The sequence below is a fragment of the Pseudomonas qingdaonensis genome (assembly GCF_018398475.1).
GTDB lineage: Bacteria > Pseudomonadota > Gammaproteobacteria > Pseudomonadales > Pseudomonadaceae > Aquipseudomonas > Aquipseudomonas palmensis.
On sequence record NZ_CP074676.1, the window covers coordinates 5,020,001 to 5,046,987 of the forward strand.

General features: G+C 63.4%; 25 protein-coding genes (1 of these 25 cut by a window edge). 11 read left to right on the forward strand and 14 right to left on the reverse strand.

Going from position 1 to position 26,987, the window contains the following annotated elements:
* From msrP to mrcB, 8 genes are all read right to left on the reverse strand, one after another.
* Nucleotides 1-1,007 carry the 5' portion of a protein-methionine-sulfoxide reductase catalytic subunit MsrP gene (gene msrP, locus KH389_RS22950; RefSeq protein ID WP_054916522.1) on the reverse strand. 7 nt of this gene lie to the left of the window's left edge, so only the first 1,007 of its 1,014 coding nucleotides appear in the window; its start codon is at nt 1,005-1,007; the stop codon falls past the left edge of the window.
* A 63-nt stretch (nt 1,008-1,070) separates the two neighbouring features.
* Complete coding sequence (pssA, locus tag KH389_RS22955) at nt 1,071-1,931, reverse strand: CDP-diacylglycerol--serine O-phosphatidyltransferase (RefSeq protein ID WP_043863786.1); 861 nt, start codon at nt 1,929-1,931, stop codon at nt 1,071-1,073.
* Between the two features lie 146 nt (nt 1,932-2,077).
* Nucleotides 2,078-3,094, reverse strand: a complete 1,017-nt coding sequence (gene ilvC / locus KH389_RS22960; protein WP_043863787.1) for a ketol-acid reductoisomerase — start codon at nt 3,092-3,094, stop codon at nt 2,078-2,080.
* Nucleotides 3,095-3,147: 53 nt separating this feature from the next.
* Entirely contained in the window at nt 3,148-3,639 is a 492-nt protein-coding gene (gene ilvN, locus KH389_RS22965; RefSeq protein WP_043863788.1) for an acetolactate synthase small subunit, read from the reverse strand.
* A gap of 2 nt (nt 3,640-3,641) precedes the next feature.
* Nucleotides 3,642-5,366: an acetolactate synthase 3 large subunit gene (locus KH389_RS22970; protein WP_043863936.1), complete on the reverse strand. Its 1,725-nt coding sequence runs from the start codon at nt 5,364-5,366 to the stop codon at nt 3,642-3,644.
* Between the two features lie 422 nt (nt 5,367-5,788).
* The gene (locus KH389_RS22975) at nt 5,789-6,118 is read right to left on the reverse strand and encodes a YqcC family protein (RefSeq protein ID WP_043863789.1); all 330 of its coding nucleotides are present in this window, start codon (nt 6,116-6,118) and stop codon (nt 5,789-5,791) included.
* Entirely contained in the window at nt 6,118-6,855 is a 738-nt protein-coding gene (locus KH389_RS22980) for a hypothetical protein (RefSeq protein WP_054916524.1), read from the reverse strand. Before KH389_RS22980 ends, KH389_RS22975 begins: the two co-directional genes overlap by 1 nt.
* A 27-nt stretch (nt 6,856-6,882) precedes the next feature.
* Nucleotides 6,883-9,204 (reverse strand): penicillin-binding protein 1B, encoded by a 2,322-nt coding sequence (mrcB, locus tag KH389_RS22985; protein ID WP_054916525.1) that lies wholly within the window; start codon nt 9,202-9,204, stop codon nt 6,883-6,885.
* Nucleotides 9,205-9,322: 118 nt separating this feature from the next.
* Here mrcB and KH389_RS22990 point away from each other — a divergent pair, with 118 nt between their 5' ends.
* The 3 genes from KH389_RS22990 to KH389_RS23000 all read left to right on the forward strand — a co-directional run bounded on the left by KH389_RS22990 (nt 9,323) and on the right by KH389_RS23000 (nt 11,774).
* A complete protein-coding gene (locus tag KH389_RS22990; protein ID WP_043863792.1) occupies nt 9,323-10,885 on the forward strand; it encodes a bifunctional aminoglycoside phosphotransferase/ATP-binding protein in 1,563 nt (520 codons plus the stop codon).
* 104 nt (nt 10,886-10,989) lie between these two features.
* Nucleotides 10,990-11,334, forward strand: coding sequence for a pentapeptide repeat-containing protein (locus KH389_RS22995; protein ID WP_043863793.1), 345 nt, complete (start codon nt 10,990-10,992; stop codon nt 11,332-11,334).
* 167 nt (nt 11,335-11,501) lie between these two features.
* Nucleotides 11,502-11,774 (forward strand): TfoX/Sxy family protein, encoded by a 273-nt coding sequence (locus KH389_RS23000; protein WP_043863794.1) that lies wholly within the window; start codon nt 11,502-11,504, stop codon nt 11,772-11,774.
* A 246-nt stretch (nt 11,775-12,020) separates the two neighbouring features.
* Here the strand turns inward: KH389_RS23000 and KH389_RS23005 are convergent, their stop codons facing one another.
* The 4 genes from KH389_RS23005 to KH389_RS23020 are packed head-to-tail and all read right to left on the reverse strand — an operon-like array spanning nt 12,021 to nt 15,613.
* Nucleotides 12,021-12,920, reverse strand: coding sequence for a ChaN family lipoprotein (locus tag KH389_RS23005; RefSeq protein ID WP_100634044.1), 900 nt, complete (start codon nt 12,918-12,920; stop codon nt 12,021-12,023).
* Nucleotides 12,921-12,930: 10 nt separating this feature from the next.
* Nucleotides 12,931-13,698 (reverse strand): heme ABC transporter ATP-binding protein, encoded by a 768-nt coding sequence (locus KH389_RS23010; RefSeq protein ID WP_100634046.1) that lies wholly within the window; start codon nt 13,696-13,698, stop codon nt 12,931-12,933.
* Nucleotides 13,698-14,681 (reverse strand): FecCD family ABC transporter permease, encoded by a 984-nt coding sequence (locus KH389_RS23015; RefSeq protein ID WP_196932677.1) that lies wholly within the window; start codon nt 14,679-14,681, stop codon nt 13,698-13,700. Before KH389_RS23015 ends, KH389_RS23010 begins: the two co-directional genes overlap by 1 nt.
* A 50-nt stretch (nt 14,682-14,731) precedes the next feature.
* A complete protein-coding gene (locus KH389_RS23020; RefSeq protein WP_054916529.1) occupies nt 14,732-15,613 on the reverse strand; it encodes a heme/hemin ABC transporter substrate-binding protein in 882 nt (293 codons plus the stop codon).
* Nucleotides 15,614-15,779: 166 nt separating this feature from the next.
* Here KH389_RS23020 and KH389_RS23025 point away from each other — a divergent pair, with 166 nt between their 5' ends.
* Complete coding sequence (locus KH389_RS23025; RefSeq protein ID WP_088514005.1) at nt 15,780-16,100, forward strand: Rieske (2Fe-2S) protein; 321 nt, start codon at nt 15,780-15,782, stop codon at nt 16,098-16,100.
* On the opposite strand, the gene sfsA is transcribed toward KH389_RS23025, so the two are convergent.
* Together sfsA and KH389_RS23035 are read right to left on the reverse strand one after the other, a co-directional pair.
* Nucleotides 16,090-16,803 (reverse strand): DNA/RNA nuclease SfsA, encoded by a 714-nt coding sequence (sfsA, locus tag KH389_RS23030; RefSeq protein ID WP_054916531.1) that lies wholly within the window; start codon nt 16,801-16,803, stop codon nt 16,090-16,092. The two genes, KH389_RS23025 and sfsA, sit on opposite strands and share 11 nt — an antisense overlap.
* On the reverse strand, nt 16,803-17,975 hold the full coding sequence (locus KH389_RS23035; protein WP_078481321.1) for a pyridoxal phosphate-dependent aminotransferase: 1,173 nt from the start codon (nt 17,973-17,975) through the stop codon (nt 16,803-16,805). The genes sfsA and KH389_RS23035 overlap by 1 nt, the downstream gene beginning before the upstream one ends.
* A gap of 210 nt (nt 17,976-18,185) precedes the next feature.
* Here KH389_RS23035 and dksA point away from each other — a divergent pair, with 210 nt between their 5' ends.
* The 7 genes from dksA to folK all read left to right on the forward strand — a co-directional run bounded on the left by dksA (nt 18,186) and on the right by folK (nt 26,983).
* Nucleotides 18,186-18,632, forward strand: coding sequence for an RNA polymerase-binding protein DksA (gene dksA / locus KH389_RS23040; RefSeq protein WP_043863802.1), 447 nt, complete (start codon nt 18,186-18,188; stop codon nt 18,630-18,632).
* A gap of 66 nt (nt 18,633-18,698) precedes the next feature.
* On the forward strand, nt 18,699-19,586 hold the full coding sequence (gluQRS, locus tag KH389_RS23045) for a tRNA glutamyl-Q(34) synthetase GluQRS (protein WP_043863803.1): 888 nt from the start codon (nt 18,699-18,701) through the stop codon (nt 19,584-19,586).
* 257 nt (nt 19,587-19,843) lie between these two features.
* Nucleotides 19,844-20,020: a hypothetical protein gene (locus tag KH389_RS23050; protein ID WP_003250005.1), complete on the forward strand. Its 177-nt coding sequence runs from the start codon at nt 19,844-19,846 to the stop codon at nt 20,018-20,020.
* On the forward strand, nt 20,004-22,958 hold the full coding sequence (locus tag KH389_RS23055; protein WP_162484883.1) for a sensor histidine kinase: 2,955 nt from the start codon (nt 20,004-20,006) through the stop codon (nt 22,956-22,958). Before KH389_RS23050 ends, KH389_RS23055 begins: the two co-directional genes overlap by 17 nt.
* A gap of 22 nt (nt 22,959-22,980) precedes the next feature.
* Nucleotides 22,981-24,417 carry a sigma-54-dependent transcriptional regulator gene (locus KH389_RS23060; RefSeq protein ID WP_043863805.1) on the forward strand — a complete coding sequence of 479 codons (1,437 nt, stop codon included), beginning with the start codon at nt 22,981-22,983 and terminating at the stop codon, nt 24,415-24,417.
* A gap of 697 nt (nt 24,418-25,114) precedes the next feature.
* The gene (locus KH389_RS23065; protein WP_213606322.1) at nt 25,115-26,500 is read left to right on the forward strand and encodes a polynucleotide adenylyltransferase PcnB; all 1,386 of its coding nucleotides are present in this window, start codon (nt 25,115-25,117) and stop codon (nt 26,498-26,500) included.
* Nucleotides 26,501-26,506: 6 nt separating this feature from the next.
* Nucleotides 26,507-26,983, forward strand: coding sequence for a 2-amino-4-hydroxy-6-hydroxymethyldihydropteridine diphosphokinase (folK, locus tag KH389_RS23070; protein WP_043863807.1), 477 nt, complete (start codon nt 26,507-26,509; stop codon nt 26,981-26,983).
* The last annotated feature ends 4 nt before the right edge of the window (nt 26,984-26,987 follow it).

A 26,987-nucleotide genomic window follows, 5' to 3' on the forward strand; every position in this document is an offset into this window, starting at 1 on the left:
TTCTTCCGCAGGTCCAGGCCGCTATATAAAGAAGCCACTTCGTCCGCATAGCCGTTGAACATCTGCGTATCGCGAACGTTGGGGCTGAACAGGCCGCTGGGCAGCCTGCGCTCACGGGCCTGGGTCCAGCGCGGGTGGTCCACCGTGGGGTTCACGTTGGCATAGAACCCGTACTCTTCAGGCGCGATGTTCTGCCAGGTGGTGCGCGGCTGCTGCTCGACCAGGCTGATACGCACGATGGACTTGATGCTCTTGAACCCATACTTCCACGGCACCACAAGGCGCAGCGGCGCACCGTTCTGGTTGGGCAGTTCGCGGCCATACATGCCCACCGCCAGGATGGCCAGCGGGTTCATCGCCTCATCCAGTCGCAGCCCTTCCACATAGGGCCAGTCGATCAGGGCGAAGCCCGAACGCTGCCCGGGCATGTGCTTTGGATCCTGCAGGGTTTCGAAGCGGATGTACCGGGCCTTGGAGGTCGGCTCCACCTGCTTGAGCAATGCCGAAATCGGAAACCCCAACCAGGGGATCACCATCGACCAGGCCTCCACACAACGCAGCCGGTAGATGCGCTCTTGCAACTGATAAGGCTTCATGAAGTCTTCGAGCGCATAGCGGCCCGGCTTACCGACCTCGCCATCCACCACCACCGTCCATGGCGAAGTCGGCAGCGCACCCGCATTGGCAGCAGGGTCGCCCTTGTCGGTTCCGAACTCGTAGAAGTTGTTGTAGTGCGTGGCATCCTTGAACGGCGTGATCGCTTCACCCTTGACCGTTACCGCCTGCCATTGGGTGCCCGGCAGTTTTTCGGCAAACCAGTTGGGGGCAGCACCGGCGTCGACGTCCGCATACTGCGAAACCTCGGCGGCAGCGGCCCAGCGCGGCAAGCTGCCGACCGCCAATGCAGCCGCAGTGCCACCCAGCAGAGCGCGTCGGGAGAGATAGAGGGACTCAGGCGTGATATCCGATTCTTTGCAGTCGGAAGGCCGGGACAGCTTGATAAGCATAAAGACTCCGTAGAACCGGTGAGCTGATGCACCAGTAGACTACGGAGCCTTGGGGAAATTACATCACTGCTCGGTGGTTTTCTTGCGACGCGAACGCAACAGGTACTGGATAGGACCCGACGCGGCATACGCGAGGAAAATCAGCAGCAGAATGCGTGGCGGATCGCTGAACACCACCGCGAACACCAGCACCACCACAAGGATCGCCACAAACGGCACCCGCCCCTTGAGGTCCAGCTCCTTGAAGCTGTTGTACTTGATGTTGCTGACCATCAGCATGCCGGCAGCCGCCACCAGCAGCGCCACCAGGAACGAGAGCTTGGAACCCTGGATGCCATAGTCGCTGAACGCCCAGACCGTACCCGCAACCACGCCGGCTGCCGCCGGGCTGGCCAGGCCGATGAAGTAGCGCTTGTCGGCCTTGCCGACCTGGGTATTGAAGCGTGCCAGGCGCAATGCCGCACCCGCCACATAGATGAAGGCAACCATCCAGCCGACCTTGCCCATGTCACCCAGCGCCCAGCCGAAGGCCAGCAACGCCGGGGCCACGCCAAAGGCGACCATGTCGGACAACGAGTCGTACTCGGCGCCGAAGGCGCTCTGGGTGTTGGTCATGCGGGCAACACGCCCGTCCAGACCATCGAGCACCATGGCGACGAAGATCGCGATGGCGGCGAAAGCGAAGTACTTGCTCGCTTCGCGCGGATCACCGGCACTCAGGGCGCTCTGCGCACTCATGGAGTTGATGATCGAATAGAAACCGGCGAACAGGTTCGCAGTGGTGAACAGGTTGGGCAGCAGATAGATGCCGCGATGCCGTACCTTGCGTCCTTCGGCGTCATGCCCTTCTTCAACATGCTCATCGATCGGTAGCAGGCTTTCGGCGTCAGAGGCCTTGTTCGGCTCTTCGGGACGTTCGCTCATGGACATTACCTTGCAACGGTTTGGAAAGTTTCGACAGACGTCTGCGACGAGGGTTCGCCGGCAAACGATGAAGCTTTATACCAGAAGCTGACTGCCTAAACGAAAAAACGCGGCCGAAGCCGCGTTTTCATCGCATCAGATCAAGATCAGTTCTTGGCCTTGTCGACGATTTTGTTCGCTGCGATCCAAGGCATCATCGAGCGCAGTTGCTCGCCGATGACTTCGATACCGTGGGCAGCGTTGTTGCGACGCTTGGCGGTCATCGAAGGATAGCCGGTAGCGCCTTCGCTGATGAACATCTTGGCGTATTCGCCGTCCTGAATGCGTTTCAGGGCATTGCGCATGGCCTGACGGGATTCGGCGTTGATGACTTCAGGGCCGGTCACGTACTCGCCGTATTCGGCGTTGTTGGAGATCGAGTAGTTCATGTTGGCGATACCGCCTTCGTACATGAGGTCAACGATCAGCTTCAGTTCGTGCAGGCACTCGAAGTAGGCCATTTCTGGCGCGTAGCCCGCTTCAACCAGGGTTTCGAAGCCGGCCTTGACCAGCTCGACGGTACCGCCGCACAGAACGGCCTGCTCGCCGAACAGGTCGGTTTCGGTCTCGTCCTTGAAGGTGGTTTCGATGATGCCGGTACGGCCGCCACCAACGCCTGCGGCGTAGGACAGGGCAACGTTCTTGGCATTGCCGGAAGCGTCCTGGTAGATGGCGATCAGGTCAGGGATACCGCCGCCTTTCACGAACTCGGAACGCACGGTGTGACCAGGCGCTTTTGGCGCGATCATGATCACGTCCAGGTCAGCACGTGGAACGACCTGGTTGTAGTGGATAGCGAAACCGTGGGAGAAGGCCAGGGTGGCGCCCTTCTTGATGTTCGGCTCGACTTCGTTCTTGTACAGCTGCGACTGGAACTCGTCCGGGGTCAGGATCATGACCAGGTCGGCACCGGCAACAGCGCTTGCCACGTCAGCCACTTTCAGGCCGTGGGCTTCGGCTTTGGCAACGGTGGCCGAACCTTTACGCAGACCGACAGTGACATCCACACCGGAGTCTTTCAGGTTGCACGCTTGAGCGTGGCCCTGGGAACCGTAACCGATGATGGCAACTTTCTTGCCCTGGATGATCGAAAGGTCGCAGTCTTTGTCGTAGAAAACTTTCATGAAAATACCCCTGGTTATCTCGGCCCTTTCAGGCCATTCGCTAATTTTTTGAGTTAGATGCTGAGCACTTTGTCGCCACGGGCAATGCCGGTGACACCACTGCGTACTGTTTCGAGAATGGACGCGGTACCAATCGACTGGATGAAGCTGTCCAGCTTGTCGCTGGTGCCCGACAGCTGCACGGTATAGACCGTGCTGCTGACGTCGACGATCTGCCCACGATAGATATCGGTGGTGCGCTTGATCTCGGCACGCTGCGCACCCGTGGCCTTGATCTTGACCAGCATCAGTTCACGCTCGATGTGCGCGCTTTCCGACAGGTCGACCAGCTTGACCACTTCAACCAGCTTGTTCAGGTTCTTGGTGATCTGCTCGATCACCTCGTCATGACCAACCGTGGTCAACGTCAGGCGCGACAGGGTCGGGTCTTCGGTCGGGGCGACGGTCAGGCTTTCGATGTTGTAGTTGCGCTGCGAGAACAGGCCGACCACACGGGACAAGGCACCTGGTTCGTTTTCCAACAGCAGGGAAATAATGTGCCGCATGATTAGGTCCGCTCCGTCTTGCTCAGCCACATATCGCGCATCGAGCCGTCTTTGATCTGCATCGGGTAGACGTGCTCGCTGTTGTCGACCTGGATATCGATGAACACCAACCGGTCTTTCATGGCGAAGGCTTCCTCGAGCTTGGGCTTGAGGTCCTTCAGGTCGGTGATGCGGATACCCACGTGACCATAGGCTTCGGCCAGCTTGACGAAGTCAGGCAGCGATTCCATGTAGGAGTGCGAGTGACGGCTGTTGTAGGCCATGTCCTGCCATTGGCGAACCATGCCCAACACGCCATTGTTCAGGTTGACGATCTTTACCGGCAGGTCGTACTGCAGGCAGGTAGAGAGCTCCTGAATGTTCATCTGGATGCTGCCCTCGCCGGTGACACAGGCAACGTCCTGGTCCGGGAAGTTCAGCTTGACGCCCATGGCCGCCGGGAAACCGAAGCCCATGGTGCCCAGGCCACCAGAGTTGATCCAGCGGTTCGGCTTGTTGAAGCGGTAGTACTGCGCCGCGAACATCTGGTGCTGACCCACGTCGGAGGTGACGAACGCATCCCCCTTGGTGACTTCGCACAGGGTTTCGATCACGGTCTGCGGCTTGATGACGCTGCCATCACCCTTGTTGTACGGGAACATGATGCCGTCGCCACGCCATTCGGCAATCTGCTTCCACCAGGCATCCATCGCCGCCTGATCAGGCTTCTCGCCGATTTCGCGCAAGGTGGCGAGCATTTCGCTCAACACGCTCTCGACCGGGCCGACGATAGGCACATCGGCCTTGATGGTCTTGGAGATCGATGCCGGGTCGATGTCGATGTGGATGACCTTGGCATTCGGGCAGAACCGCGCCGGGCCGTTGACCACACGGTCGTCGAAACGCGCACCGACGGCCAGGATCACGTCGGCATGGTGCATCGCCAGGTTGGCCGTGTAGCTGCCGTGCATGCCGAGCATGCCCAGGAACTGACGGTCGGTGCCCGGATAGCCACCCAGCCCCATGAGGGTATTGGTGACCGGCAGGTTGAGCAGTTGCGCGACCTCGGTCAACGCAGCCGAGCCACCACCGAGGATCACGCCACCGCCGGAGTAGACGATCGGACGCTTGGCGGCCAGCAGCATCTCGGCGGCCTTGCGGATCTGACCCGAGTGCCCGCGAACGGCCGGGCTGTAGGAGCGCAGCTTGACCTTTTTCGGGTAGACGTACTCGAACTTCTCGGCCGGGTTGGTCATGTCTTTCGGAATATCGACGACAACCGGGCCAGGACGACCGGATTCAGCCAGGTAGAAGGCTTTTTTCAGGATTTCAGGAATTTCCGAGGCATGTTTGATCATGAAGCTGTGCTTCACGATCGGCCGCGAGATACCGATCATGTCGGTTTCCTGGAAGGCATCGGTACCGACCATGGTGCTGGGCACCTGACCGGAGAGGATGACCATCGGGATGGAGTCCATGTACGCCGTGGCAATACCGGTGATGGCATTGGTGGCACCCGGACCGGAAGTCACCAGTACCACGCCGGCCTTGCCGGTGGCACGGGCATAGCCGTCGGCCATGTGGGTTGCCGCCTGCTCGTGGCGAACCAGGATGTGGCTTACTTCCGGTTCCTTGAACAGGGCATCGTATACATGCAGGAGAGCACCGCCAGGGTACCCGTAGATGTGCTTAACGCCTTCGTCACGCAAAAAGCGGACGACCATTTCAGCGCCAGATAAAAGCTCCACGTTGTTCACCTCTAAAACGCCAGAATACCGTCCAGGCAGGACGGGTCTTAATAGGTTTACTGCCAAGCAGAGCATGAGCGACGAAATCGCCGACTACGTCAGCACTGACTGAGCAAGTATTGGGAGCGCCCCAAAGTGTTGCGGGGTTTTCCCACCCAGCGCGAGGTAACGCGTTGCGGGGTGTAACAGGTCGGCGCGGGTGTGCGCCTCATGATCTGCTTAGCGGGTCTGCTTCTGGCAGTCCCTCTACAGCGGAAACTGGATTCTTCTGATTCTGCGCCTGCAAGTCAAGAAAAATTATTGCCAATTTTTCCAAATGACGATCCGCAGCCACCACGAATTACAAAGACAGCAGCAGAAAAACAAACTTCAGAAACAAAAAGAGCCACAATCTGCGGCTCTTAGGGTGAAAATAGGGAAATTCAGGCAGAAGCACTGATCAATTGGTCAAACTCTGCTAATAGACGACGCAACTCGCGACTTTCTTGCGGCCGATCCACGTACACCGTTTCAGCCATCACCAGGATGCCCGAGGCACTGGGCAGCGGCGCACCGTTTTCGAGTATCTGTTTCATCTTCGGCAGAAAGATCCACTGCAGCCACTGATCGAAGTTCATGGCGTCGACGGCGAACGGCGTGGTGCTGGCCAGGGCTTGCGCACTGGGCGCCTCGGCGGACCACCAGCCCTGCCTGTGCAGCTCGTGCTCTATCAGCAGCAGGTGGTCTGCAATCGCCAGGATGCGAGCCTCCATTACAGGCTGACCTTGGCTTTCTGGCGAGCCAGCGCGGCGCCGGCGGCGTCACCCTGCTTGTCGCGCGCCTGGGCGATGATGTCCCACAGGCCGGCCTGCAGATCGGGGCGACCGTTGGCGTAGGTCAGGGCACGTCGCGCCAGCTGTTCGGACTGCGCCGCATCGCCCTGGGCCAGTCGCACCTGGGCCAGACGGTAGAGTACCTGCGGTTCACGCGGGGCAATGCGCTGGGCACGCTCAAGGCTGGACGAGGCGCCGTTGAGATCGCCGCCGGTCTGCTGCGTCTGCGCCGTGGTCAACAGCGCCAGCACCGGGCCATCGAGCTGTTCGTCAGCCGAGAGGCCGCCGCTGCCGGTGTTCGAACTGGGGATGCCGGTGGGTGCGCTCGGTGCGCTGTAGCCACCGCTGCTGGTGCTCGGGAACGGCGCCGAATTCTGCGGGCCTGGGGTAATCGGCCCGGTGTCGATCGACGCTGGCCCGGTAGGCGCCGCAAAGGTCTGGATCGGCTCGGAGCCGGCGCCCTGGGGCACCATCACCGTCACCCCGGAATCCTGCGGCATCGCCTGCGCCTGGCGAGTACCGGTGTTCACGGCAGCGCCGGCACGGTTGGCCGACACTCGCTCGCTGTTGGAAACCCGCGTCCCTGAATCCACTACGGGGATCGAGCCACGCTGCACGCTGGCGCAACCTGTAAGCAAAGCCAGTGCCGTCAAGGCAGGAAACAACCACTTGTTCACGTCACACCCTCTTTGCTGTGCTTTGGCTTAATTCATCCAGCCCTTGACCCAGTCCATCACGGACTCGGCAGGTGCCTGCTCGCCGCCACAGGCGGCGCCGGCCACTGGCTCACTGCCGCGAATATACGGCATCTGTACCGCGCCCGGGCAGCTGGCATCGGAACCTTGGCCGGTATGCGGATCGACCCAGGCCTGCACCACGTTGTCAGGCTGTGGCATGTCCAGCGGCAGCGGGTCGGCCTTGCGCATGAAGCTGGTCCAGACCTGCAACGCGCCGGTGGCGCCGGTGAACGGTGTCTTGCCGTTGTCATCGCGACCCAGCCACACCACTGCCAGCAGGTCCTGGCTGAACCCTGCGAACCAGCTGTCACGCGAATCGTTGCTGGTACCGGTCTTGCCGGCCAGGTTCAACGAACTGGGCAATACACTGTAAACCGAGCGTCCGGTACCTTCACGCATCACCCGCTGCATGGCGTTCTGCACCAGATAGATGGACCCCGGGTCGAACGTCTGCTGGATTTGGAACGGGTAGCGCTTGAGCGGCTCGCCCTCGGCGGTCAGCACGCTGCGGATGCCTCGCATCGGCGTGTTGAAGCCGCCATTGGCCAGGGTCTGGTACATGGTCGCAACCTGCACCGGCGACATGCCCCCGGCACCCAGCAGCATCGACGGGAAGGCCGGCCAGTCGACGTTGACACCCAGGCGGCCAATGGTCTTGAGCACGTTGGGCACGCCCACTTCCAGGCCAAGCTTGGCGGTCGACAGGTTGTAGGAATTGGCCAGCCCCTGGTACAGGAAGATCGTGCCATGGGCGCGCCGGTCGTAGTTCTGCGGCTTCCACACCTGGCCGTCGGCGCCCTTCACCGAGAAGGGTTCATCCTGCACCCAGCTGGTGAGGGTGAACTGGCTCGGTTTTTCCAGCGCGGTCAGGTACACCGCCGGCTTGACCAGCGAGCCGATGGGACGCACGGCGTCGATTGCACGGTTGAAACCGGCAAACCCGGCCTGGCGGCTGCCGATCAGTGCCTGCACCTCCCCGGTTTCCGGGTTGGTCACCACCATCGCCGCCTCGACTTCGTCCGCCCCCTTGCGCCCGCTGAGGCGCTTGAAGGTTTCGTTCATCGCCGCTTCGGACTTCATCTGCAGGATCGGGTCGAAGCTGGTGAAGATACGCAGCCCCTCCTCGGTCAAGTCTTCGTCACGGTAGTCCTGGCGCAACTGGCGCTTGACCAGATCGAGGAAGCCGGGGAACGAGCTGTCCGCCAGGCTGCCGCGCTTGGTCACACCCAGTGGCATTTTCTTCGCGGCCTCGACCGCTTCGGGGGTCGCCACGCCCTGCTCGGCCAGCAAGTCGAGCACCAGGTTGCGACGCGTCAGCGCGCGTTCCGGGGAACGACGCGGGTTGTAGTAGGACGGCCCCTTGACCATGCCCACCAGCAGCGCCACCTGGTGCAGCTTGAGCTCGGACAGCGGCTGGCTGAAGAAGAACTGGCTGGCCAGGCCGAAACCGTGCACCGCACGCTGGCCATCCTGGCCCACGAACACCTCGTTGAGGTACGCCTCGAGGATGTCGCGCTTGCTGTAGTGAGCTTCGAGCAGCAGCGCCATCATCGCTTCGTTGAGCTTGCGGCTGAGGCTGCGCTCGTTGGTCAGGTAGAAGTTCTTGACCAACTGCTGGGTCAGGGTACTGCCGCCCTGGCGCATGGCGCCGGACGAGGTGTTGACCCATATGGCCCGCGCAATCGACTTGGGCGACACCCCGAAGTGGTGATAGAAGTCACGGTCTTCCACCGCCACCAGGGTTTCGAGCAGATAGGGCGGCGCCTGATCGAGCTTGATCAGGATGCGGTCTTCGAGGTTCTTCGGGTAGATGCCGCCGATCAGCAGCGGCTCCAGGCGCACCACGTCGAGCTTCGAGCCATTGGTACCGCTCAGGCCGGCAACGTAGTCGCCCGAGAAGCGTACGCGCACGCCCTGGGCTTTTTCCATGCCTTCATAGAACTGGAAGCCGCGGGTATTGAGGTCGATGGTGTTGCCATTGACCGAGGCTGCGCCCGGGCCGTTGGCCACGCTTTCGCGGCGATAGCCCAGGGCATCGAGCTCGATCAGGAAGTCGTTCTTGCTCAGCTTCTGCCCGACGAACAGCTCGAGCGGGCGTGCGTAGACCTTGGCCGGGATGGTCCAGCGTTTGCCGGAGAATTTCTCCTGGACCACGGCATCGAGATAAACCGCAAAGCCGGCCAGCACCACAAGGCCGACCAGGCTGAGCTTGAGGGCCCAGCCCAACCAGGCGCGCGCGCGGCCAGAAGGGCGTTTTTTAGAGGTACGGGAAGATCGGGTACGAGTCATGGCGGCGGATTATACGCACTTTATGGCTTGTCGACAGACGCCCTCCGGCGGTTTGCAGCGGCCCCGCTTGCCGCCATAATGGTCGATTCGAATCTCCCACGACCCAGAAGGATCGACCGTGAGCCAAGCCTTGATCGCCGCCCTGCAAAACCCGGCCCTGTTTGCGCACCCTGTAAAGGAATTCCAGGTCATCGAGACGCACATTTCCTGGGTGCTGCTCACGGGCGAATACGCCTACAAGATCAAGAAACCGATGAACTTCGGCTTCCTGGACTTCACCGAGCTGTCGGGTCGCGCGCATTTCTGCGCCGAAGAACTGCGCCTCAACCAGCGCCTGACCGACGACCTGTACCTGGAAGTACTGCCCATCACCGGCAGCGTCGAGGCCCCGCAGCTGGGAGGTGACGGCGCGCCGATAGAGTACGCGCTGAAAATGCGCCAGTTCCCCCAGAACCAGATGCTCAGCACGCTGCAGGCCAATGGCGAACTGACCGCTGCGCATATCGACCAGATGGCCCGCCAGATCGCCCAGTTCCACCTGGCCGCACCGAAAGTGGCTGTCGAACACCCACTGGGCACGCCCGACAGCGTGATGGCCCCGGTTGAACAGAACTTCGAACAGATTCGCCCGTTCCTCAGCGACAAGGCCGACCTGGTGCAGCTCGATGCGTTGCAGGCCTGGGCGCGCAGCAGCTTCGATCGACTGCATGGCCTGTTCGAAACGCGCAAGGCCGAAGGTTTCATACGCGAGTGCCATGGCGATATCCACCTGGGCAACGCCACACTGATCGACGGCAAGGTGGTGATTTTCGACTGCATCGAATTCAACGAACCCTTCCGCCTGACCGATGTGTACGCCGATACGGCGTTCCTGGCCATGGACCTGGAGGACCGCGGCCTCAAGTCGCTGGCGCGGCGCTTCATCAGCCAGTACCTGGAAATCACCGGCGATTACGCCGGCCTCGAACTGCTGAACTTCTACAAGGCCTACCGTGCGCTGGTGCGGGCCAAGGTCGCGCTGTTCAGCATGCCGGCCGACGCCGATGGCGTACAACGGGCCACCACCCTGCGTCAGTACCGCAACTACGCCAACCTGGCCGAGAGCTACAGCGCCATCCCGTCGCGCCTGCTGGCCATCACCCACGGTGTGTCGGCCGTTGGCAAAAGCCATGTCGCCATGCGCATGGTCGAAGCACTGGGTGCCATTCGCCTGCGCTCGGACGTTGAACGCAAGCGCCTGTTCGGCGAGCAGGCCGAGCAGGCCGCCGGTCAGCTGCAACAAGGCATCTACGCCGATGACGCCAGCCAGAAGACCTACCAGCACCTGCATCAGCTGGCCGGGACAATTCTGCGCGCGGGGTTCCCGGTGGTGATCGATGCCACGTACCTCAAGCAGGCACAGCGCCAGGCCGCCGCCGACGTTGCCAGCGAAACCGGCGTTCCCTTCCTGATCCTCGACTGCAATGCACCGGACGCCGTGATCGCCAGCTGGCTGGCACAGCGCCAGGCCGACCAGAACGACCCGTCCGACGCCACCCTGGAAGTGGTCGCCGCCCAGCAAGCCAGTCGCGACCCGCTGACAGGCGAAGAGCTGCTCAAGGCCAAGCGCGTGGAAACCAACGAAAGCGGCAGCCTGGATGAACTGGTCAAGCAGATTCGCCAGCGCCTGCCCGGCCTTTAAAACGGCGAGGGCGTGAAGCAGTCCACACTTCACGCCTCTATCTCGGGCGCCTCCGCACAGTGGCACTATAATGCCATCATCAGGCCACACAAGGAGGCGCCCTCATGAACCAGCCACGCCAGCTCGACAGCGCGCTATACGCTCTGGTGCACAAGGAACACATCGCGGAATTCAATCGTGAGAAACCCAGGAACGCCATTGTCGACTTCAAGGACGGTGACTTTCGAGGGCTGGACCTGCGCAAGCTGGACACCGAGGGCATCGATTTCAGTGGCGCCTACTTTCGCGCCTCCGACCTGCGTGGGCTGGACCTGCGCGAGAACTGCCTCGAAGGTGCCAGCCTGGCCCATGCGCAGATCTCCGGCACCTACTTCCCCGCAGAACTGAGTGCCGACGAGATTCTGATGTCGGTCAATTTCGGCACCCGCCTGCGTTACCGCACCCGCTGAAAGCATCTGCCAACAGACACCGCCTGGCAATGCCGGCGGTGGCTGCAGGCCCCGCCGTGCACCGCCCATGGCAAAACGCCGCGTATTTTCCAACTGCCGCTACACTCCTTCTTGACCTGCCCACGAATCAATCTCCAGGACCCGTTCAGCCGTCGCAAGGAGGCTTGATGAACGATGAACTTCAGCATCTGAAAAATCTTGGCAAGACGTCGGCGCAGTGGCTGCATGCGGTGGGCATCCACAGTCTCTCGGACCTTCGTCGGCTGGGCGCGGTGAACGCCTACCACGCGGTACGCAGCCGCGGCTTTCGTGCCTCGAAGGTGCTGCTCTACGCGATAGAAGGCGCGCTGCTGGATGTGCACTGGAACGACATCCCCGTTGAACGCAAGGATGCGCTGAACAAACAGCTGGATGCCAAGGCGCCCTGCAAAAATAATTGAAATAAGCAGAATGAAAGGATTGACTTCGAAATGAGAATCGTTATGATTATCACAACTGGTCGCGAGACTGGTTGGATATTCTGAAAGACCTTGGTTCGGACTCTCAGATTATCTCCTCATCAGGCTAATCACGGTTATTGACCCGGCACTTTGCCGGGTCTTTTTTTGCCTGGGATTTGAGTTGCCTGTCATGGCCTATGCACTGGCAAGCCAGCGAAAAGGGCCACCACACATTCACAGCCTGTATCACCGGCCCTTGCGCAGGCTCGCGCAGTAATCCTGCTCGGCCACGCCAGCGGTAAACCACACGTAATCGGCCATGCCTGCGTCCACCTTTTCCCCCACCTGCGCCAGCATCAGCACGCTGGTGCCCTGCTCTACCCCCAGGTCCAGCAGATGCAAGGGCACGCCCAGGTCGTTGCGCACGTGATAGGCCCCCGCCAACAGCAGGGCCGGCGTCGGCGCCTGCATCAGGCGCTGGGCGATTCGCCGGTCACGCTGCTGCTGTACCGCCAGCATGGCCGGCATCTGCGATTCAGGCAGCAGCCCGCAATGCCCTTCACGTACCTGGTCGAGCAAGGCCTGGGTAACCCTAGCTGTCGTAGCGTGCTGCCCCTCCAACTTCGGTACCTGGCGGTAGATATCCCGCACCTCGGCGCGATCAAGGTTCGCCGCCAGCAACGGATAGGGCTGCCCCAGCGCATGGCGCACGATCGGGCCATACAGGGCCCAATCCCAACCTGATTGCCAGTGCAGCGCCGACACCAGGTCGACCGGCAGCGTGGGCTGCTGCTTGAGTGCATCCACCCGCGCCTGCTGCGCCGGCTCCAGCATCTCCAACAGCAGGCTGCCCTGCGGCCGTTGCTGCTCCAGCGCGCGTAACAACCACAACTGCAAGGCATGGTGATCGGGGTTGTCGTGCTGCTCCCCCACCAGCACCCGCGGTGCCGCAGCCAGGCGCCGGACCAGTTGCTCCGGTGTCAGTAACCGGCCTGTGCTCAACTCGCGGATCTGCCCCAGCTCGGCATGCTCGCGCCCCTGCGGGCCTTGCCACTGCGGCAGTGGCGCCAACGTTGCGCCGGACAGGCAAGCGCTCAGTCCCAACGCCAGCAGCAACAGGGTGCCAAACAGCAACGTGCGAGGCATGGGCGAGCTCCTAGCGGGCGATGATGAGCGGGTGCCCCCGCTCGGGGTGAGGTTGAACCAGTACTTCAAGGCCGAACACGGCGCGCAGCGCTTCGGGCCGAAGCACCTGTTCAGGGGTATCCAGCGCATGCGGGCAGCCACGCTCGAGCAGCAGGATGCGGTCACAATAGCGCGCCGCCAGGTTCAGGTCATGCAGGATCACCAGTACCGCCGCACCATGGTCGGCAAAGGCTCTGACCGCCTGCAACGTGGTGTGCTGATGCAGGGGGTCGAGCATGGACGTCGGCTCGTCGAGCAACAGCGTGCAGCCGTCGCCCCCTGGCCAGAGCTGCGCCAGCACCCGCGCCAGGTGCACTCGCTGACGCTCGCCCCCCGACAGCGCCAGGTAGCTGCGCCCCACCAGGTGCCCGGCATCCGCCGCCTCCAGCGCCTCGGCCACGATTGCCTGGTCGCGCACCTGACCGGTTCGGTGGGGCAGTCGCCCCATGGCCACCACCTCCTCGACACGAAACGCAAAGCCCAGGCTTGAAGTCTGCGGCAGTACCGCCAGGCGTTGTGCCCGCTCATGCCCGCTCCAGTCGCCCAACGCACGCTCATCCAGCAGCACACGGCCATGATGGGCAGGCAATTCGCCGCACAACGCTGCGAGCAAGGTGCTCTTGCCAGCACCATTGGGGCCCAGCACACCCAGCACCTGCCCCGGCTCGATGCCCAGGGTGATGCCATCGAGCACCCGGGTCTGCCCGCGCACCACCTGCAGGTTCTCCACCCGTAGCATCAGGCACGCCCCCGTAGCAGCAGAAAAAGGAAGAAGGGGGCACCGATAAATGCAGTGACGATGCCAATCGGCAGTTCTGCCGGCGCCAGTGCCAGCCGCGCGATCAGGTCGGCGAACAGCAGCAGCGACGCTCCGGCCAGCAGCGACGCCGGCAGCAACACGCGATGGTCGGGGCCGGACAACAGTCGCACCATGTGCGGCACCACCAGCCCGACAAAACCGATCAACCCCGCCGCCGCTACCGCCGCCCCCACGCCCAGCGCGGTGCAGAACACCAGTTCGCGCTTGAGTGTTTCGACCTCGATACCCAGGTGGCGCGCCTCCGACTCACCCAGCAGCAGGGCATTGAGCGCCTCGGCCCGGCGTGGCAGCCACCAGGCCACTACCACCGCCACCAGCAACAGCGGCCACAGGCGCGGGTAGCTTGCGCCATTGAGACTGCCCAGGTTCCAGAACGTCAGCGTACGCAGCGTGGCGTCGTCGGCAAGATAAGTGAACAGCCCCACCACCGAGGCGGCCAGGGCGGTCAGGGCGATGCCCGCCAGCAGCATGGTGGCGACACTGGTCTGACCGTCACGCCGGCCCAACCGGTAGACCAGCGCCGTCACGCCCAGCCCGCCGAGAAAGGCGAAGATCGACAACAGATAGGGCGCGAACACCTCGGGCACGCCCCCCAGCCAGTTGCCGCCCACAATCGCCACCGCCGCCCCGAGTGCAGCACCGCTGGACACCCCGACCAGGCCGGGGTCGGCCAGCGGGTTGCGAAACAGGCCCTGCATCGCCACGCCGGAAATCGCCAGCACCGCGCCGACCACCAGCCCGAGCAAGGTGCGCGGCAGACGAATCTGGCCCAGGATCAGTTCGGCCTGCTCCAGCCCCTGGGCCTGAATCGGCACGCCTATCAGGCGCAGCCCAGCTCGCAGGGTGTCGAGCAACGGCAGGCTGACCGGCCCCAGTGCCAATGACAGCCACACCGCCAACAGGCACAGCAGGCTCAGGCCGATGAACAGAGCACGCGGTGGTACCAGTCGATTCATGGGGCCAGTTGCGCCTTGGCCGCCGGGTAGAAGGCTTGCGCCAGCGCTTGCAGGCTGGCCGGCTGACGCGGCCCGAGGCCGCCCACCAGCAAGGTCGGGTCAAGTTCGACCAGACGCTTGTCCCGTGCTGCGCGAGAGGCCGCCAGCGCCGGGTTTTCCTTGAGCAGGGCCTGCAGCGCCGCCTCGCCCGACAGGCTGCGATCGGCAAACACCAGCACCTGGGGGTTCAGCGCCGCCAGCGCCTCGACCGAGAAGTTCTTGTAGCCGTCATTGTCGGCCAGGTTGCGCCCGCCGGCCTGGCGAATCATCCAGTCGCCTGCGGTCCCCTTGCCCGCGATCATCGGCTTGGCACCGCCATGCCCCACCAGCAGAATCACGCCAGGGGCCGCCTGACTGCCCTGCACTGCCTTGATTCGTGCCGCCAGCCCGTCAAGCTGCTGCCGGTACTCGCCGAACAGGCGCTCTGCCTGCGCCTCGTCGCCCATCAGGCGGCCCAATTGCCGGAGGTTGCCATGTACGGCCTGCAGCTCGGGCGTGCTCGAAAACAACTCCACCTTCACCCCGGCCCCCCGGAGCTGCTTGAGCACCTCTGGCGGGCCCATTTCCTCGGTGCCCACCAGCAGGTCCGGGCGCAAGCTGAGCACCCCTTCGGCCGACAGCTGACGCTGATAGCCGATGCTGGGCAGCGCCTTGAGGCTCGCCGGGTGCTGGCTGGTGGTGTCGACGCCCACCAGCCGCGACTCGCCGCCCAGCGCCACCACCCACTCGCTCAGCGCACCGCCGGCACTGACCCAGCGGGCGGCCAGGGGTTCGGCCTGGGCCGCCGAGTTGAAAACAAGCCCGATACACAGGGCGATCAGGCTGGCACGTCGGCGCATAGCAAGGCTTCCTTAGATGAAGGCGGACCGTTGTCCAGGTGGATAACGGTTGGGCAGTGCCCGTACTCGCGGTATAAAGACGCCGGGCACGGCCATTGCGGGCAATTTGATAATTATTTGCATTTGGACGTCAAGCCGACTCTCGTTTCTTCAAGTGAACCTACCCATGCACCTTCTTTGCCGCCCGTCCGATCTGGGCGAGGGCCAGAGCCGTGGCTTCAAGGCCGCAGGCATCGACCTGTTCGGCGTACGTCGCCAGGGCCGCGTCTACCTGTACCGCAACCGCTGCCCGCATCGTGGTATCGGCCTGAACTGGGAGGCAGACCAATTCCTGGACCCCAGCGCCCAACTGATCGCCTGCGTTCATCACGGCGCACTGTTCGTGCCGGAGTCCGGTGAATGCGTGGCCGGCCCCTGTACCGGGGATGCATTGCAGGCCCTGGACTGCCGTGAAGACAGCCAGGGCATCTGGCTCATTACGACGTGAGCATCACCGGCAATGCGCGGTCGATGCTGATCTGCTCGCCGTCCAGGTGCACGCCGTAGGCCAGCACCTCGACACCTTCGGCTGCCGCTGCACGCAAGGCCGCGGCATAGGCGCTGTCGATTTCCTCGGCCGGGCGCACCGCATCGATGCCGCTCAGGTTCACGCAATACAGTTGCACCGCCCGTACGCCCTGGCGCACCAGTGCCGACAGTTCGCGCAGGTGCTTGGCGCCACGCTGGGTCACCGCGTCGGGAAACGCCGCCACCCGCGAGCCGTCGAAGCCCAGGGTCACGCTCTTGACCTCGACATAGGCCGGCCCTGTGGGGTACTCCAGGCGAAAATCGATGCGGCTGCGTTCCTCGCCATAGGCCACCTCCCGCCGGAGCGCCGTGAAGCCGGCCAGCTCGGTGATGCGCCCGGCGTGCAGCGCCTCTTCGACGATGGCATTGGCCCGCCCGGTGTTCACACAGGCCAGCCGGCCTTGCGGGGTCTCGGCGATTTCCCAGGTGCCCGGCAATTTGCGCTTGGGGTCGCTGGACCGACTGAACCAGACCTTGCCGCCCTCCAGCATGCAGTTGAGCATCGACCCGGTGTTGGGGCAGTGGATGGTCATCTGTTCGCCGTTGGCCAGTTCGATGTCGGCCAGAAAACGTTTGTAGCGACGCAGCAGGCGCGCCTGCTCAAGTTCGGGGAAAAAACGCATCAGCCTTGCCAACTCCGCAAACCGCGGGCGATCCGCTCGACCGCCTGCTGCAGGCGCGGCAGGCTCTGGGTGTAGGCAAACCGCACATGGTGCCCGGCCTGGTGACGACCGAAGTCCAGGCCCGGGGTGAAGGCTACGTGCTCGGTTTCGAGGAAGTGCTGGCAGAACGCGAAGGCATCACCGCCGAACGCGCTGATATCGGCGTACAGGTAGAACGCCCCTTGCGGTTCCACCGCGATACCGAAGCCCAGCTCGCGCAGGGCCGGCAACAAAAAGTCGCGACGCCGCGCGAACTCGGCGCGACGCTCCTCGAAAATCGCCAGCGTGCGCGGTTCGAAACAGGCCAGCGCAGCATGCTGGGCCATGCTAGGCGCGCTGATGTAGAGGTTTTGCGCCAGCTTCTCCAGGTCGGCGACCGCTGCAGGCGGCGCTACCAGCCAACCGAGGCGCCAGCCGGTCATGCCGAAATATTTTGAGAAACTATTCAGCACAAAGGCTTCGTCATCGACTTCCAGCACGCTGGGGGCGTCGATGCCGTAGGTCAGGCCGTGATAGATCTCGTCGACCACCAGGTGGCCATTGTGCGCACGGGTGGCCTGCGACAGGCTGGCCAGTTGCTCGCGGTCGAGCACCGTGCCGGTGGGGTTGGCGGGCGAGGCCACCAGTGCACCGACGGTCTCGTTGTCCCAGTAACGCTCGACCAGGTCGGCATTGAGCTGGTAGTTGGCCTCGGGGCCGACCGGCACCAGTTGCGCACCGCCCTCGACCAGGCGCAGAAAGTGCCGGTTGCACGGGTAGCCCGGGTCGGCCAGCAGCCAGTGCTTGCCTGGGTCGACCAACAGGCTGGCCGCCAGCAGCAATGCGCCCGAGCCGCCCGGGGTGATCAGGATGCGTTGCGGGTCGATGTTCACCCCGTAACGCTGGGCATAGAACCCGGCAATCGCCTCGCGCAGCGCAGGCAGGCCGCGTGCCGCGGTGTAGCGCGTGTGGCCTGCGGCCAGGGCAGCCTGGCCGGCTTCGACGATGGGCGCGGCAGTGGTGAAGTCCGGCTCGCCGATCTCCAGGTGGATCACGTCATGCCCGGCTGCCTGCAGTTCGTTGGCCCGCGCCAGCAGCGCCATGACGTGAAAGGGTTCGATGGCGCGACTGCGCGCACTGTAGGGCTGGGCCATGGCCTTCTCTCAAATGGGTCTAAAATGATGATTCTACCCATGCATGGGAACGAACGTGTGGGTAAAGCCGTGGTCAACCGGGGAGACAACCGGGAGTAGCGCGCCCCGATTCGATCTGGTAAGTTCGGCGGCTCGCAGTCGCAGGGCCGGCGGGCGCCGGAGATGGAGAAGCCTGCGCAATGGATTAGAAGAGTGAGAGGCGGTCTATTCATGTCCACCCAAGAAAAGAAACAAACCGTTCAAGCCGTTGGCGACTTCACCCCCTATGAAGCTGGTAAGGGTGAGGAGTACATGAGCGATGACATGCGGGCCCACTTTGTCTCCATCCTGAACAAGTGGAAGCAGGACCTGATGAAGGAAGTGGATCGGACTGTAGACCACATGAAGGAAGAGGCAGCCAACTTTGCCGACCCGGCAGACCGTGCCAGCCAGGAAGAAGAATTTGCGCTGGAACTGCGCAATCGTGACCGCGAGCGCAAGTTGATCAAGAAGATCGACAAGACGCTGCAACTGATCCAGGACAAGGACTACGGCTGGTGCGAAGACTGCGGTGTTGAAATCGGTGTCCGCCGCCTGGAGGCCCGCCCTACCGCCGACAAGTGCTTCGACTGCAAGAACCTTGCGGAAATCAAGGAAAAACAGGTCGGCAAGGCCTGACCTGAACAGAACGGGGCGCTCAAGGCGCCCCGTTTCATTTATGGCTGTCGGATCTACCCGCCTGTGATGAACACCCCGCGCTACATCGGGCGCTTCGCCCCCACCCCCAGTGGTTTTCTGCATTTCGGCTCGCTGGTCGCCGCACTCGCCTCGTGGCTGGACGCACGCGCGGTGGGCGGGCAATGGCTGCTGCGCATGGAAGACATCGACCCGCCGCGCGAAGCCCCCGGCGCCCAGGCCGCCATCCTGCACACCCTGGAAAACTACGGCCTGCACTGGGACGGCGCAGTGGTGTACCAGAGCCAGCGTCACGACGCCTATGCCGCCGTGGTGCAGCGCCTGTTCCAGCAGGGCCTGGCGTACGCCTGTACCTGTTCGCGCAAGCAGCTGGAAGGGTACAACGGTATCTATCCGGGCCTGTGTCGCAACCTGGGCCACGCCCAGGAGGACGCGGCCATTCGCCTGCGCGTGCCCGAGCTGAGCTATCACTTCACCGATCGTCTGCAGGGCCGCTTCGAGCAGCACCTGGGACGCGAGGTGGGCGACTTCGTGATCCGGCGCCGCGATGGCCTGTACGCTTACCAGCTGGCAGTGGTGCTGGACGATGCCTGGCAAGGCGTGACCGATATCGTGCGCGGCGCCGACCTGCTCGACAACACCCCGCGCCAGCTGTACCTGCAGGAGCTGCTGGGCCTGTCGCAGCCGCGCTACCTGCATGTGCCGCTGATCACCCAGCCCGACGGGCACAAGCTGGGCAAGTCGTATCGCTCGGCACCGTTGCCGGCGGACCAGGCCACACCCTTGCTGTTGCGGGCCTTGCGTGCTCTCGGCCAACCGGTCGAGGCGGGCATGGCGCTGGGTACGCCGAGCGAGGTACTCGCGCACGCCGCCCAGCACTGGAATACCGACGCCCTGCCCCGGCGCCTGAGCGTGCCCGAAGCCGACCTTCATTGATCGGTGCTCACTGCTGACACAGGCGCTGAGCCGTTCGCTGGCAGGCCAGCGCCCATCGGTGCACCGTTGCCCTCAAGGCCAGTACAGAACCTGGGCAGCGAAGAGGCCGGAACAGCTTGCACAAAGCCCAACAAATTCAATTCGTTGGGCATTCTGGCGAAGGTCGTTTGCAGGCACCGGCCCTTCCGTTACCATCGACGCCGATTTGCGCCAATAATAAGCCCAGGCACGCAGCGTCCACAGCCAACGAGGCCCGCATGTACATCTATCGCTTGGTCCTGCTTCTGGTAGTGGGGATCTACCTGTTCTCCCCGGCCATCATGGACTGGTGGATCGAACCCACCGGCGCCTGGTATCGCCCCTACCTGCTGTGGCTGATCCTGATCGTCGTGACCTTTATCCTGCAGAGCCAACGTGATGCCGATGAGCTTTAGCCTGACCCAGATGATCCTGATCAGCGCCGCCTACCTGCTGGTGCTGTTCGGCGTGGCCTGGATCAGCGAGCGCGGCATGATCCCGCGCTCGATCATTCGCCACCCACTGACCTACACCCTGTCGCTGGGCGTGTACGCCAGCGCATGGGCCTTCTACGGTACAGTCGGCCTGGCCTACCAGTACGGCTACGGTTTCCTGGCCTGCTACCTGGGAGTGTCCGGTGCATTCCTGCTCGCCCCGGTGCTGCTCTATCCGATCCTGAAGATCACCCGCACCTACCAGCTCTCGTCGCTGGCCGACCTCATCGCGTTCCGCTTTCGCAGTACCTGGGCCGGCGCCCTCACCACGATCTTCATGCTGATCGGCGTGCTGCCGCTGCTGGCCCTGCAGATCCAGGCCGTGGCCGACTCCATCAGCATCCTCACCGGCGAGCCGGTCAAGAGTCGCGTGGCCCTGGCCTTCTGCGCCATGATCACACTGTTCACCATCTTCTTTGGCTCACGCCATATCGCCACCCGCGAGAAACACGAGGGGCTGGTGTTCGCCATCGCCTTCGAGTCGGTGGTCAAGCTGCTGGCGTTGGGCGGCATCGGCCTGTATGCGCTGTACGGGGTGTTCGGCGGCCCGCACGAGCTGGAGGTGTGGCTGCTGCAGAACCAGACCGCCCTCGCCGCGCTGCACACACCCTTGCAGGAAGGCCCGTGGCGCACCCTGCTGCTGGTGTTCTTCGCCTCGGCCATCGTGATGCCGCACATGTACCACATGGCCTTTACCGAGAACCTCAACCCGCGCTCGCTGGTCAGCGCCAGCTGGGGCCTGCCGCTGTTCCTGCTGCTGATGAGCCTGGCGGTACCGCTTATCCTGTGGGCCGGGCTCAAGCTGGGCGCCAGCACCAGCCCGGAATACTTCACCCTGGGCCTGGGCATCGCCGCCAACAATCAGGCCCTGGCGCTACTGGCCTACATCGGCGGGCTATCCGCTGCCAGCGGGCTGATCATCGTCACCACGCTGGCGCTGTCGGGCATGGCGCTGAACCACCTGGTGCTGCCGCTGTACCAGCCGCCGGCCGAAGGCAACATTTATCGCTGGCTGAAATGGACGCGCCGCGCGCTGATCGTGGCGATCATCGCCGCCGGTTTCGGCTTCTATCTGCTGCTCGGCGCCCAGCAGGACCTGGCCAACCTGGGCATCGTCGCCTTCGTTGCCACCCTGCAGTTCCTGCCCGGCGTGCTGTCGGTGCTGTACTGGCCCACCGCCAACCGGCGCGGCTTCATCGCCGGCCTGCTGGCGGGGATCCTGGTGTGGATGGTGACCATGCTGCTGCCGCTGGTGGGCAACCTGCAGGGCTTCTACATTCCGCTGCTGAACATGATCTATGTGCTCGACGACACCAGCTGGCACATGGCGGCGATCGCCTCGCTGGCGGCCAACGTGCTGCTGTTCACCCTGATCTCGCTGTTCAGCAACGCCAGCGCCGAGGAAGTCGCCGCCGCCGAGGCCTGCGCCGTGGATAACGTGCGCCGTCCGCAACGGCGCGAACTGCACGCCGCCTCGCCGCAGGAATTCGCCACCCAGCTGGCCAAGCCACTGGGCGCCAAGGCCGCGCAGAAAGAAGTCGAGCAAGCCCTGCGCGACCTGTACCTGCCCTTCGACGAACGCCGCCCGTACGCCCTGCGACGTCTGCGCGACCGCATCGAGGCCAACCTGTCGGGCCTGATGGGCCCCAGCGTGGCACAGGACATGGTCGAGACCTTCCTGCCGTACAAGTCGGGCAGCGAAAACTACGTGACCGAAGACATCCATTTCATCGAGAGCCGCCTGGAAGACTATCACTCGCGCCTCACCGGCCTGGCCGCCGAGCTCGATGCCCTGCGCCGCTACCACCGCCAGACCCTGCAGGAGCTGCCCATGGGCGTCTGCTCGCTGGCCAAGGATCAGGAGATCCTGATGTGGAACAGGGCCATGGAAGAGCTGACCGGCATCCCCGCCAAGCGTGTGGTCGGCTCGCGCCTGACCACCATCGGCGAACCCTGGCGCGGCCTGTTGCTGGGGTTCATCAACGTGCCCGACGAGCACCTGCACAAGCAGCGCCTGGGCCTGGACGGGCAGACCCGCTGGCTCAACCTGCACAAGGCGGCCATCGACGAGCCCCTGGCACCGGGCAACAGCGGCCTGGTGCTGTTGGTGGAAGACCTCACCGAAACCCAGATGCTCGAAGACAAGCTGGTGCACTCCGAGCGCCTGGCCAGCATCGGCCGCCTGGCCGCCGGGGTCGCCCACGAAATCGGCAACCCGGTCACCGGCATCGCCTGCCTGGCGCAGAACCTGCGTGAAGAGCGCGAGGACGACGGCGAGATCACCGAGCTGAGCAGCCAGATCCTGGAGCAGACCAAGCGCATCTCGCGCATCGTCCAGTCGCTGATGAGCTTCGCCCACGCCGGCAGCCACCAGCACAGTGACGAACCGGTGTGCCTGGCCGAAGTGGCGCAGGATGCCATCGGTCTGCTGGCCTTGAACCGGCGCAATTTCGAAGTACAGTTCTTCAACCTGTGCGACCCCGAGCACTGGGTCGACGGCGATCCGCAGCGCCTGGCGCAGGTGCTCATCAACCTGCTGTCCAACGCCCGCGATGCATCGCCGGCCGGCACGGCGGTACGGGTCAAGAGCGAAGCCAGCGAGCACACCGTCGACCTGATCGTCGAGGACGAAGGCAGCGGCATTCCGAAGAGCATCATGGACCGGCTGTTCGAACCCTTCTTCACCACCAAGGATCCGGGCGAAGGCACCGGGCTGGGGCTCGCTCTGGTCTATTCCATCGTGGAAGAGCATTATGGACAAATCACCATCGACAGCCCGGCCGATACTCAAAGCCAGCGTGGCACCCGGATCCGTGTGACCCTGCCGCGTCATGTCGTAGCGACGTCCGCTGTGAACTGAGACCGTCGAGAGAATTGAATCAATGCCGCATATTCTGATCGTCGAAGACGAAACCATCATCCGCTCGGCCTTGCGTCGCCTGCTCGAACGCAACCAGTACCAGGTCAGCGAAGCCGGCTCGGTACAGGAGGCCCAGGAACGCTTCAGCATTCCGAGCTTCGACCTGATTGTCAGCGACCTGCGCCTGCCCGGCGCACCGGGTACCGAGCTGATCAAGCTGGGCGAAGGCAAGCCGGTGCTGATCATGACCAGCTACGCCAGCCTGCGCTCGGCCGTCGACTCGATGAAGATGGGCGCAGTGGACTACATCGCCAAGCCCTTCGATCACGACGAGATGCTCCAGGCCGTCGCCCGCATCCTGCGCGACCGCCAGAACGCCCCCGCCGCCCCTGCCGAGCGCAGCAGCGCCGGCGCCAAGGCGGCCCCGGCGGACAAGCCGGGCAATGCCAATGGCGAAATCGGCATCATCGGCTCGTGCCCGCCGATGCAGGACCTGTACGGCAAGATCCGCAAGGTCGCGCCCACCGACTCCAATGTACTGATCCAGGGTGAATCGGGTACCGGCAAGGAGCTGGTGGCGCGCGCGCTGCACAACCTGTCACGCCGGGCCAAGGCGCCGATGATTTCGGTCAACTGCGCGGCGATTCCCGAAAGCCTGATCGAGTCCGAGCTGTTCGGTCACGAAAAGGGCGCGTTCACCGGCGCCAGCGCCGGCCGTGCCGGCCTGGTCGAAGCGGCCGACGGGGGCACGCTGTTTCTCGACGAGATCGGCGAACTGCCGCTCGAAGCCCAGGCCCGCCTGCTGCGCGTACTGCAGGAAGGCGAGATCCGACGAGTGGGCTCGGTGCAATCGCAAAAGGTCGATGTGCGCCTGATTGCCGCCACCCACCGCGACCTGAAGAACCTGGCCAAGGTCGGCCAGTTCCGCGAAGACCTTTACTATCGCCTGCACGTGATCGCCCTCAAGCTGCCCGCCCTGCGCGAGCGTGGCGCCGACGTCAACGAGATCGCCAATGCGTTCCTCGCCCGCCAGAGCGCACGCATCGGGCGCAACGACCTGAAGTTCGCCCATGACGCCGAACAGGCCATTCGTCATTACTCCTGGCCGGGCAACGTGCGAGAGCTGGAAAACGCTGTGGAGCGCGCGGTGATCCTGTGCGAAAGCCCGGAAATCTCTGCCGACCTGCTGGGCATCGACATCGAGCTGGCCGACCTGGAAGACGATGACGTGTTCGCCGGCCTGCCGTCTGCCGGTGGCGCCGCCAGCAACACCAGCCACGAACCGACCGAAGACCTGTCACTGGAAGACTACTTCCAGCACTTTGTACTCGAACACCAGGACCACATGACCGAGACCGAGCTGGCCCGCAAGCTCGGTGTCAGCCGCAAATGCCTGTGGGAACGTCGTCAGCGCCTGGGTATCCCGCGGCGCAAGAGCGGGGCCACCAGCGAAAGCTGAGCCAGCACGCGCACCGGTGTTACCGGCAGGTAACACCAGGGCGTGTGAAAAAAATGTTACCTCACGCTGATCACGTAACAGAAACCGGGGCATACGGTAACGAATCCCCGGTTTTTTTATGCCCGCCAAACGCCCCCAAAACCGCCTAACCCCTTGTTTTACTGGGGTTTGCAAAAGTTGGCACGGCACCTGCTATATGTTCGGTACAAGAACAATAACAAGCACTGCAAAAGACAATAAAAATAAGACGAATCGGCTCACGCACAATAAGAACAAGACGGCGGAGGCGCAGCTAACTGATTCTTTTGGAGAGGAGTTGTATTTGGGGCTTGCCCCACAACCAGGCAGAGAACAACAAAAACTGCACTCAAGCAGGGCCTGAACTGGTTGGATCGCATGATCACTGCAACCTCAGCGACCAAAGCAATCCGTTTGCTCTTGACTCCCGGTTAGGGAGAACGCCCACAAGCCTTGCGGTTTTGTGGGTAGGGCACTCAACAAAAACAAGAAGCCCGGCAAAAGAACAATAAGAGCATGCAACTACTTCTTGGGGAGCTTCGGCTCCCCTTGTAGTTTCCGGCTTTCAGCCCGCCCGATGCACCCGCCTACACCATCCTTCGAGTAAATGCTAGAATCCCCGCCCATCATGCGGCCATTCTTCGTTTTTGGCCGAACATTCCTTCAAACAGTGCATCCCATGCTGAAGAAGTTGTTCCAGTCATTCCGTCCTACCGTGCGTGGCCAGCACCACATTCGCACCACGCCCGAAGTGATCAATAGCGGCCAGCATTCACTGCAACGTGGCCAGTTCAGCCGCCACGCGGTGAACATCGTCGAGCGCCTGCAGAACGCAGGCTACCAGGCCTACCTGGTCGGCGGTTGCGTTCGCGATCAACTCCTGGGCATTACCCCCAAGGACTTCGACGTCGCCACCAGTGCCACCCCCGAACAGGTCCGTGCAGAGTTTCGCAACGCCCGGATCATCGGCCGGCGGTTCAAGCTGGTGCATATCCATTTCGGTCGCGAAATCATCGAAGTCGCCACCTTCCGCGCCAACCATCCCGAGGTCGAGGAAGAGAACAGCCACACCTCTTCACGCAACGAGAGCGGGCGCATCCTGCGTGACAATGTATACGGCACCCTGGAAGAAGACGCGCAGCGCCGCGACTTCACCATCAATGCCCTGTACTACGATCCGGTCAGCGAGCGCATTCTCGATTACGCCAACGGCGTGCACGATATCCGCAACCGTCTGATCCGCCTGATCGGCGACCCTGTGCAGCGCTACCAGGAAGACCCGGTACGCATGCTGCGGGCCGTGCGCTTCGCGGCCAAGCTCAACTTCGGTATCGAAAAGCACACCGTGCAGCCGATCCGCGAGCTGGCCCCGATGCTGCGCGAAATCCCTGCTGCACGCCTGTTCGAAGAAACCCTGAAGCTGTTCCTGTCCGGCTATGCGGCCGACACCTTCGAGATGCTGGTCGACCTGCAACTGTTCGACCCGCTGTTCCCGGCCAGTGCCCAGGCGCTGGAAGACCAGCCGACCTACACCCACACCCTGATCAGCCAGGCGCTGATCAACACCGACCTGCGCATCAAGCAAGGCAAGCCGGTCACCCCGGCCTTCCTGTTCGCCGCCATGCTCTGGCCGGCGCTGCCAGGGCGTGCCCTGCGCCTGCAGAGCCGCGGCATGCCGCCGATCCCGGCCCTGCAGGAAGCCGCCCACGAGCTGATCGCCGAACAGTGCCAGCGCATTGCGATCCCCAAGCGCTTCACGATGCCGATCCGCGAGATCTGGGACATGCAGGAGCGCCTGCCACGGCGCAGCGGCAAACGTGCCGACCTGCTGCTGGACAACCCGCGCTTTCGCGCCGGCTACGACTTCCTGCTGCTGCGCGAGAGCGCGGGCGAGGAAACCGACGGCCTGGGCCAATGGTGGACCGACTACCAGGACCGCAACGACAGCGAGCGCCGCGACATGATCCGTGACCTGGGCAGCCGCGACGACGGCGCCGGCGCGGGCCCGCGCAAACGCAAGCGCAGCCCGAGCAAGCGCAAGCGCGCCGACGGCGCAGGCGAGTAACGCCGCATGGTGCGTGCCTACATCGGCCTGGGCAGCAACCTGGCCGACCCGCAACAGCAACTGCGCAGCGCCCTCGAGGCGCTGGGCCGGTTGCCGGGTTCGCAACTGGCCGGTGTGTCGTCGTTCTACGCCAGCGACTCGCTGTCGCCTGGCCAGCCGCGCTACACCAACGCGGTTGCGGCGCTCGATACCTCGCTGGCGCCGCTGGCGCTGCTCGATGCCCTGCAGGCCATCGAGGCCGACCAGGGCCGCGAACGCAAGGAACGCTGGGGCCCACGCACCCTGGACCTGGATATCCTGCTGTATGCCGATCAGGTGCTCGACGAGCCGCGCCTGAAGGTTCCCCACTATCACATGCACGCCCGCCCGTTCGTGCTGTACCCCCTGGCAGAGCTGGTGCCCGGCGACTTCTGCCTGCCCGACCAGCGCCCCCTCGCGCAATGGCTGGCAGAATGCCCGTTCGTTGGCCTCGAGCGCCTGTAACCGG

Coding starts and splice junctions, on each gene's coding strand:
- KH389_RS23000 (WP_043863794.1), top strand. CDS start 11,502: ATGAACGATGAACTTCAGCATCTGAAAAATCTTGGCAAGACGTCGGCG.
- mrcB (WP_054916525.1), bottom strand. CDS start 9,204: ATGACTCGTACCCGATCTTCCCGTACCTCTAAAAAACGCCCTTCTGGC.
- KH389_RS23055 (WP_162484883.1), top strand. CDS start 20,004: ATGCCGATGAGCTTTAGCCTGACCCAGATGATCCTGATCAGCGCCGCC.
- sfsA (WP_054916531.1), bottom strand. CDS start 16,803: ATGCGTTTTTTCCCCGAACTTGAGCAGGCGCGCCTGCTGCGTCGCTAC.
- KH389_RS23020 (WP_054916529.1), bottom strand. CDS start 15,613: ATGCGCCGACGTGCCAGCCTGATCGCCCTGTGTATCGGGCTTGTTTTC.
- ilvN (WP_043863788.1), bottom strand. CDS start 3,639: ATGCGGCACATTATTTCCCTGCTGTTGGAAAACGAACCAGGTGCCTTG.
- KH389_RS23005 (WP_100634044.1), bottom strand. CDS start 12,920: ATGCCTCGCACGTTGCTGTTTGGCACCCTGTTGCTGCTGGCGTTGGGA.
- dksA (WP_043863802.1), top strand. CDS start 18,186: ATGTCCACCCAAGAAAAGAAACAAACCGTTCAAGCCGTTGGCGACTTC.
- pssA (WP_043863786.1), bottom strand. CDS start 1,931: ATGAGCGAACGTCCCGAAGAGCCGAACAAGGCCTCTGACGCCGAAAGC.
- KH389_RS23065 (WP_213606322.1), top strand. CDS start 25,115: ATGCTGAAGAAGTTGTTCCAGTCATTCCGTCCTACCGTGCGTGGCCAG.
- KH389_RS23050 (WP_003250005.1), top strand. CDS start 19,844: ATGTACATCTATCGCTTGGTCCTGCTTCTGGTAGTGGGGATCTACCTG.
- gluQRS (WP_043863803.1), top strand. CDS start 18,699: ATGAACACCCCGCGCTACATCGGGCGCTTCGCCCCCACCCCCAGTGGT.
- folK (WP_043863807.1), top strand. CDS start 26,507: ATGGTGCGTGCCTACATCGGCCTGGGCAGCAACCTGGCCGACCCGCAA.
- KH389_RS23060 (WP_043863805.1), top strand. CDS start 22,981: ATGCCGCATATTCTGATCGTCGAAGACGAAACCATCATCCGCTCGGCC.
- KH389_RS22995 (WP_043863793.1), top strand. CDS start 10,990: ATGAACCAGCCACGCCAGCTCGACAGCGCGCTATACGCTCTGGTGCAC.
- ilvC (WP_043863787.1), bottom strand. CDS start 3,094: ATGAAAGTTTTCTACGACAAAGACTGCGACCTTTCGATCATCCAGGGC.
- KH389_RS23035 (WP_078481321.1), bottom strand. CDS start 17,975: ATGGCCCAGCCCTACAGTGCGCGCAGTCGCGCCATCGAACCCTTTCAC.
- KH389_RS22975 (WP_043863789.1), bottom strand. CDS start 6,118: ATGGAGGCTCGCATCCTGGCGATTGCAGACCACCTGCTGCTGATAGAG.
- KH389_RS23010 (WP_100634046.1), bottom strand. CDS start 13,698: ATGCTACGGGTGGAGAACCTGCAGGTGGTGCGCGGGCAGACCCGGGTG.
- KH389_RS23025 (WP_088514005.1), top strand. CDS start 15,780: ATGCACCTTCTTTGCCGCCCGTCCGATCTGGGCGAGGGCCAGAGCCGT.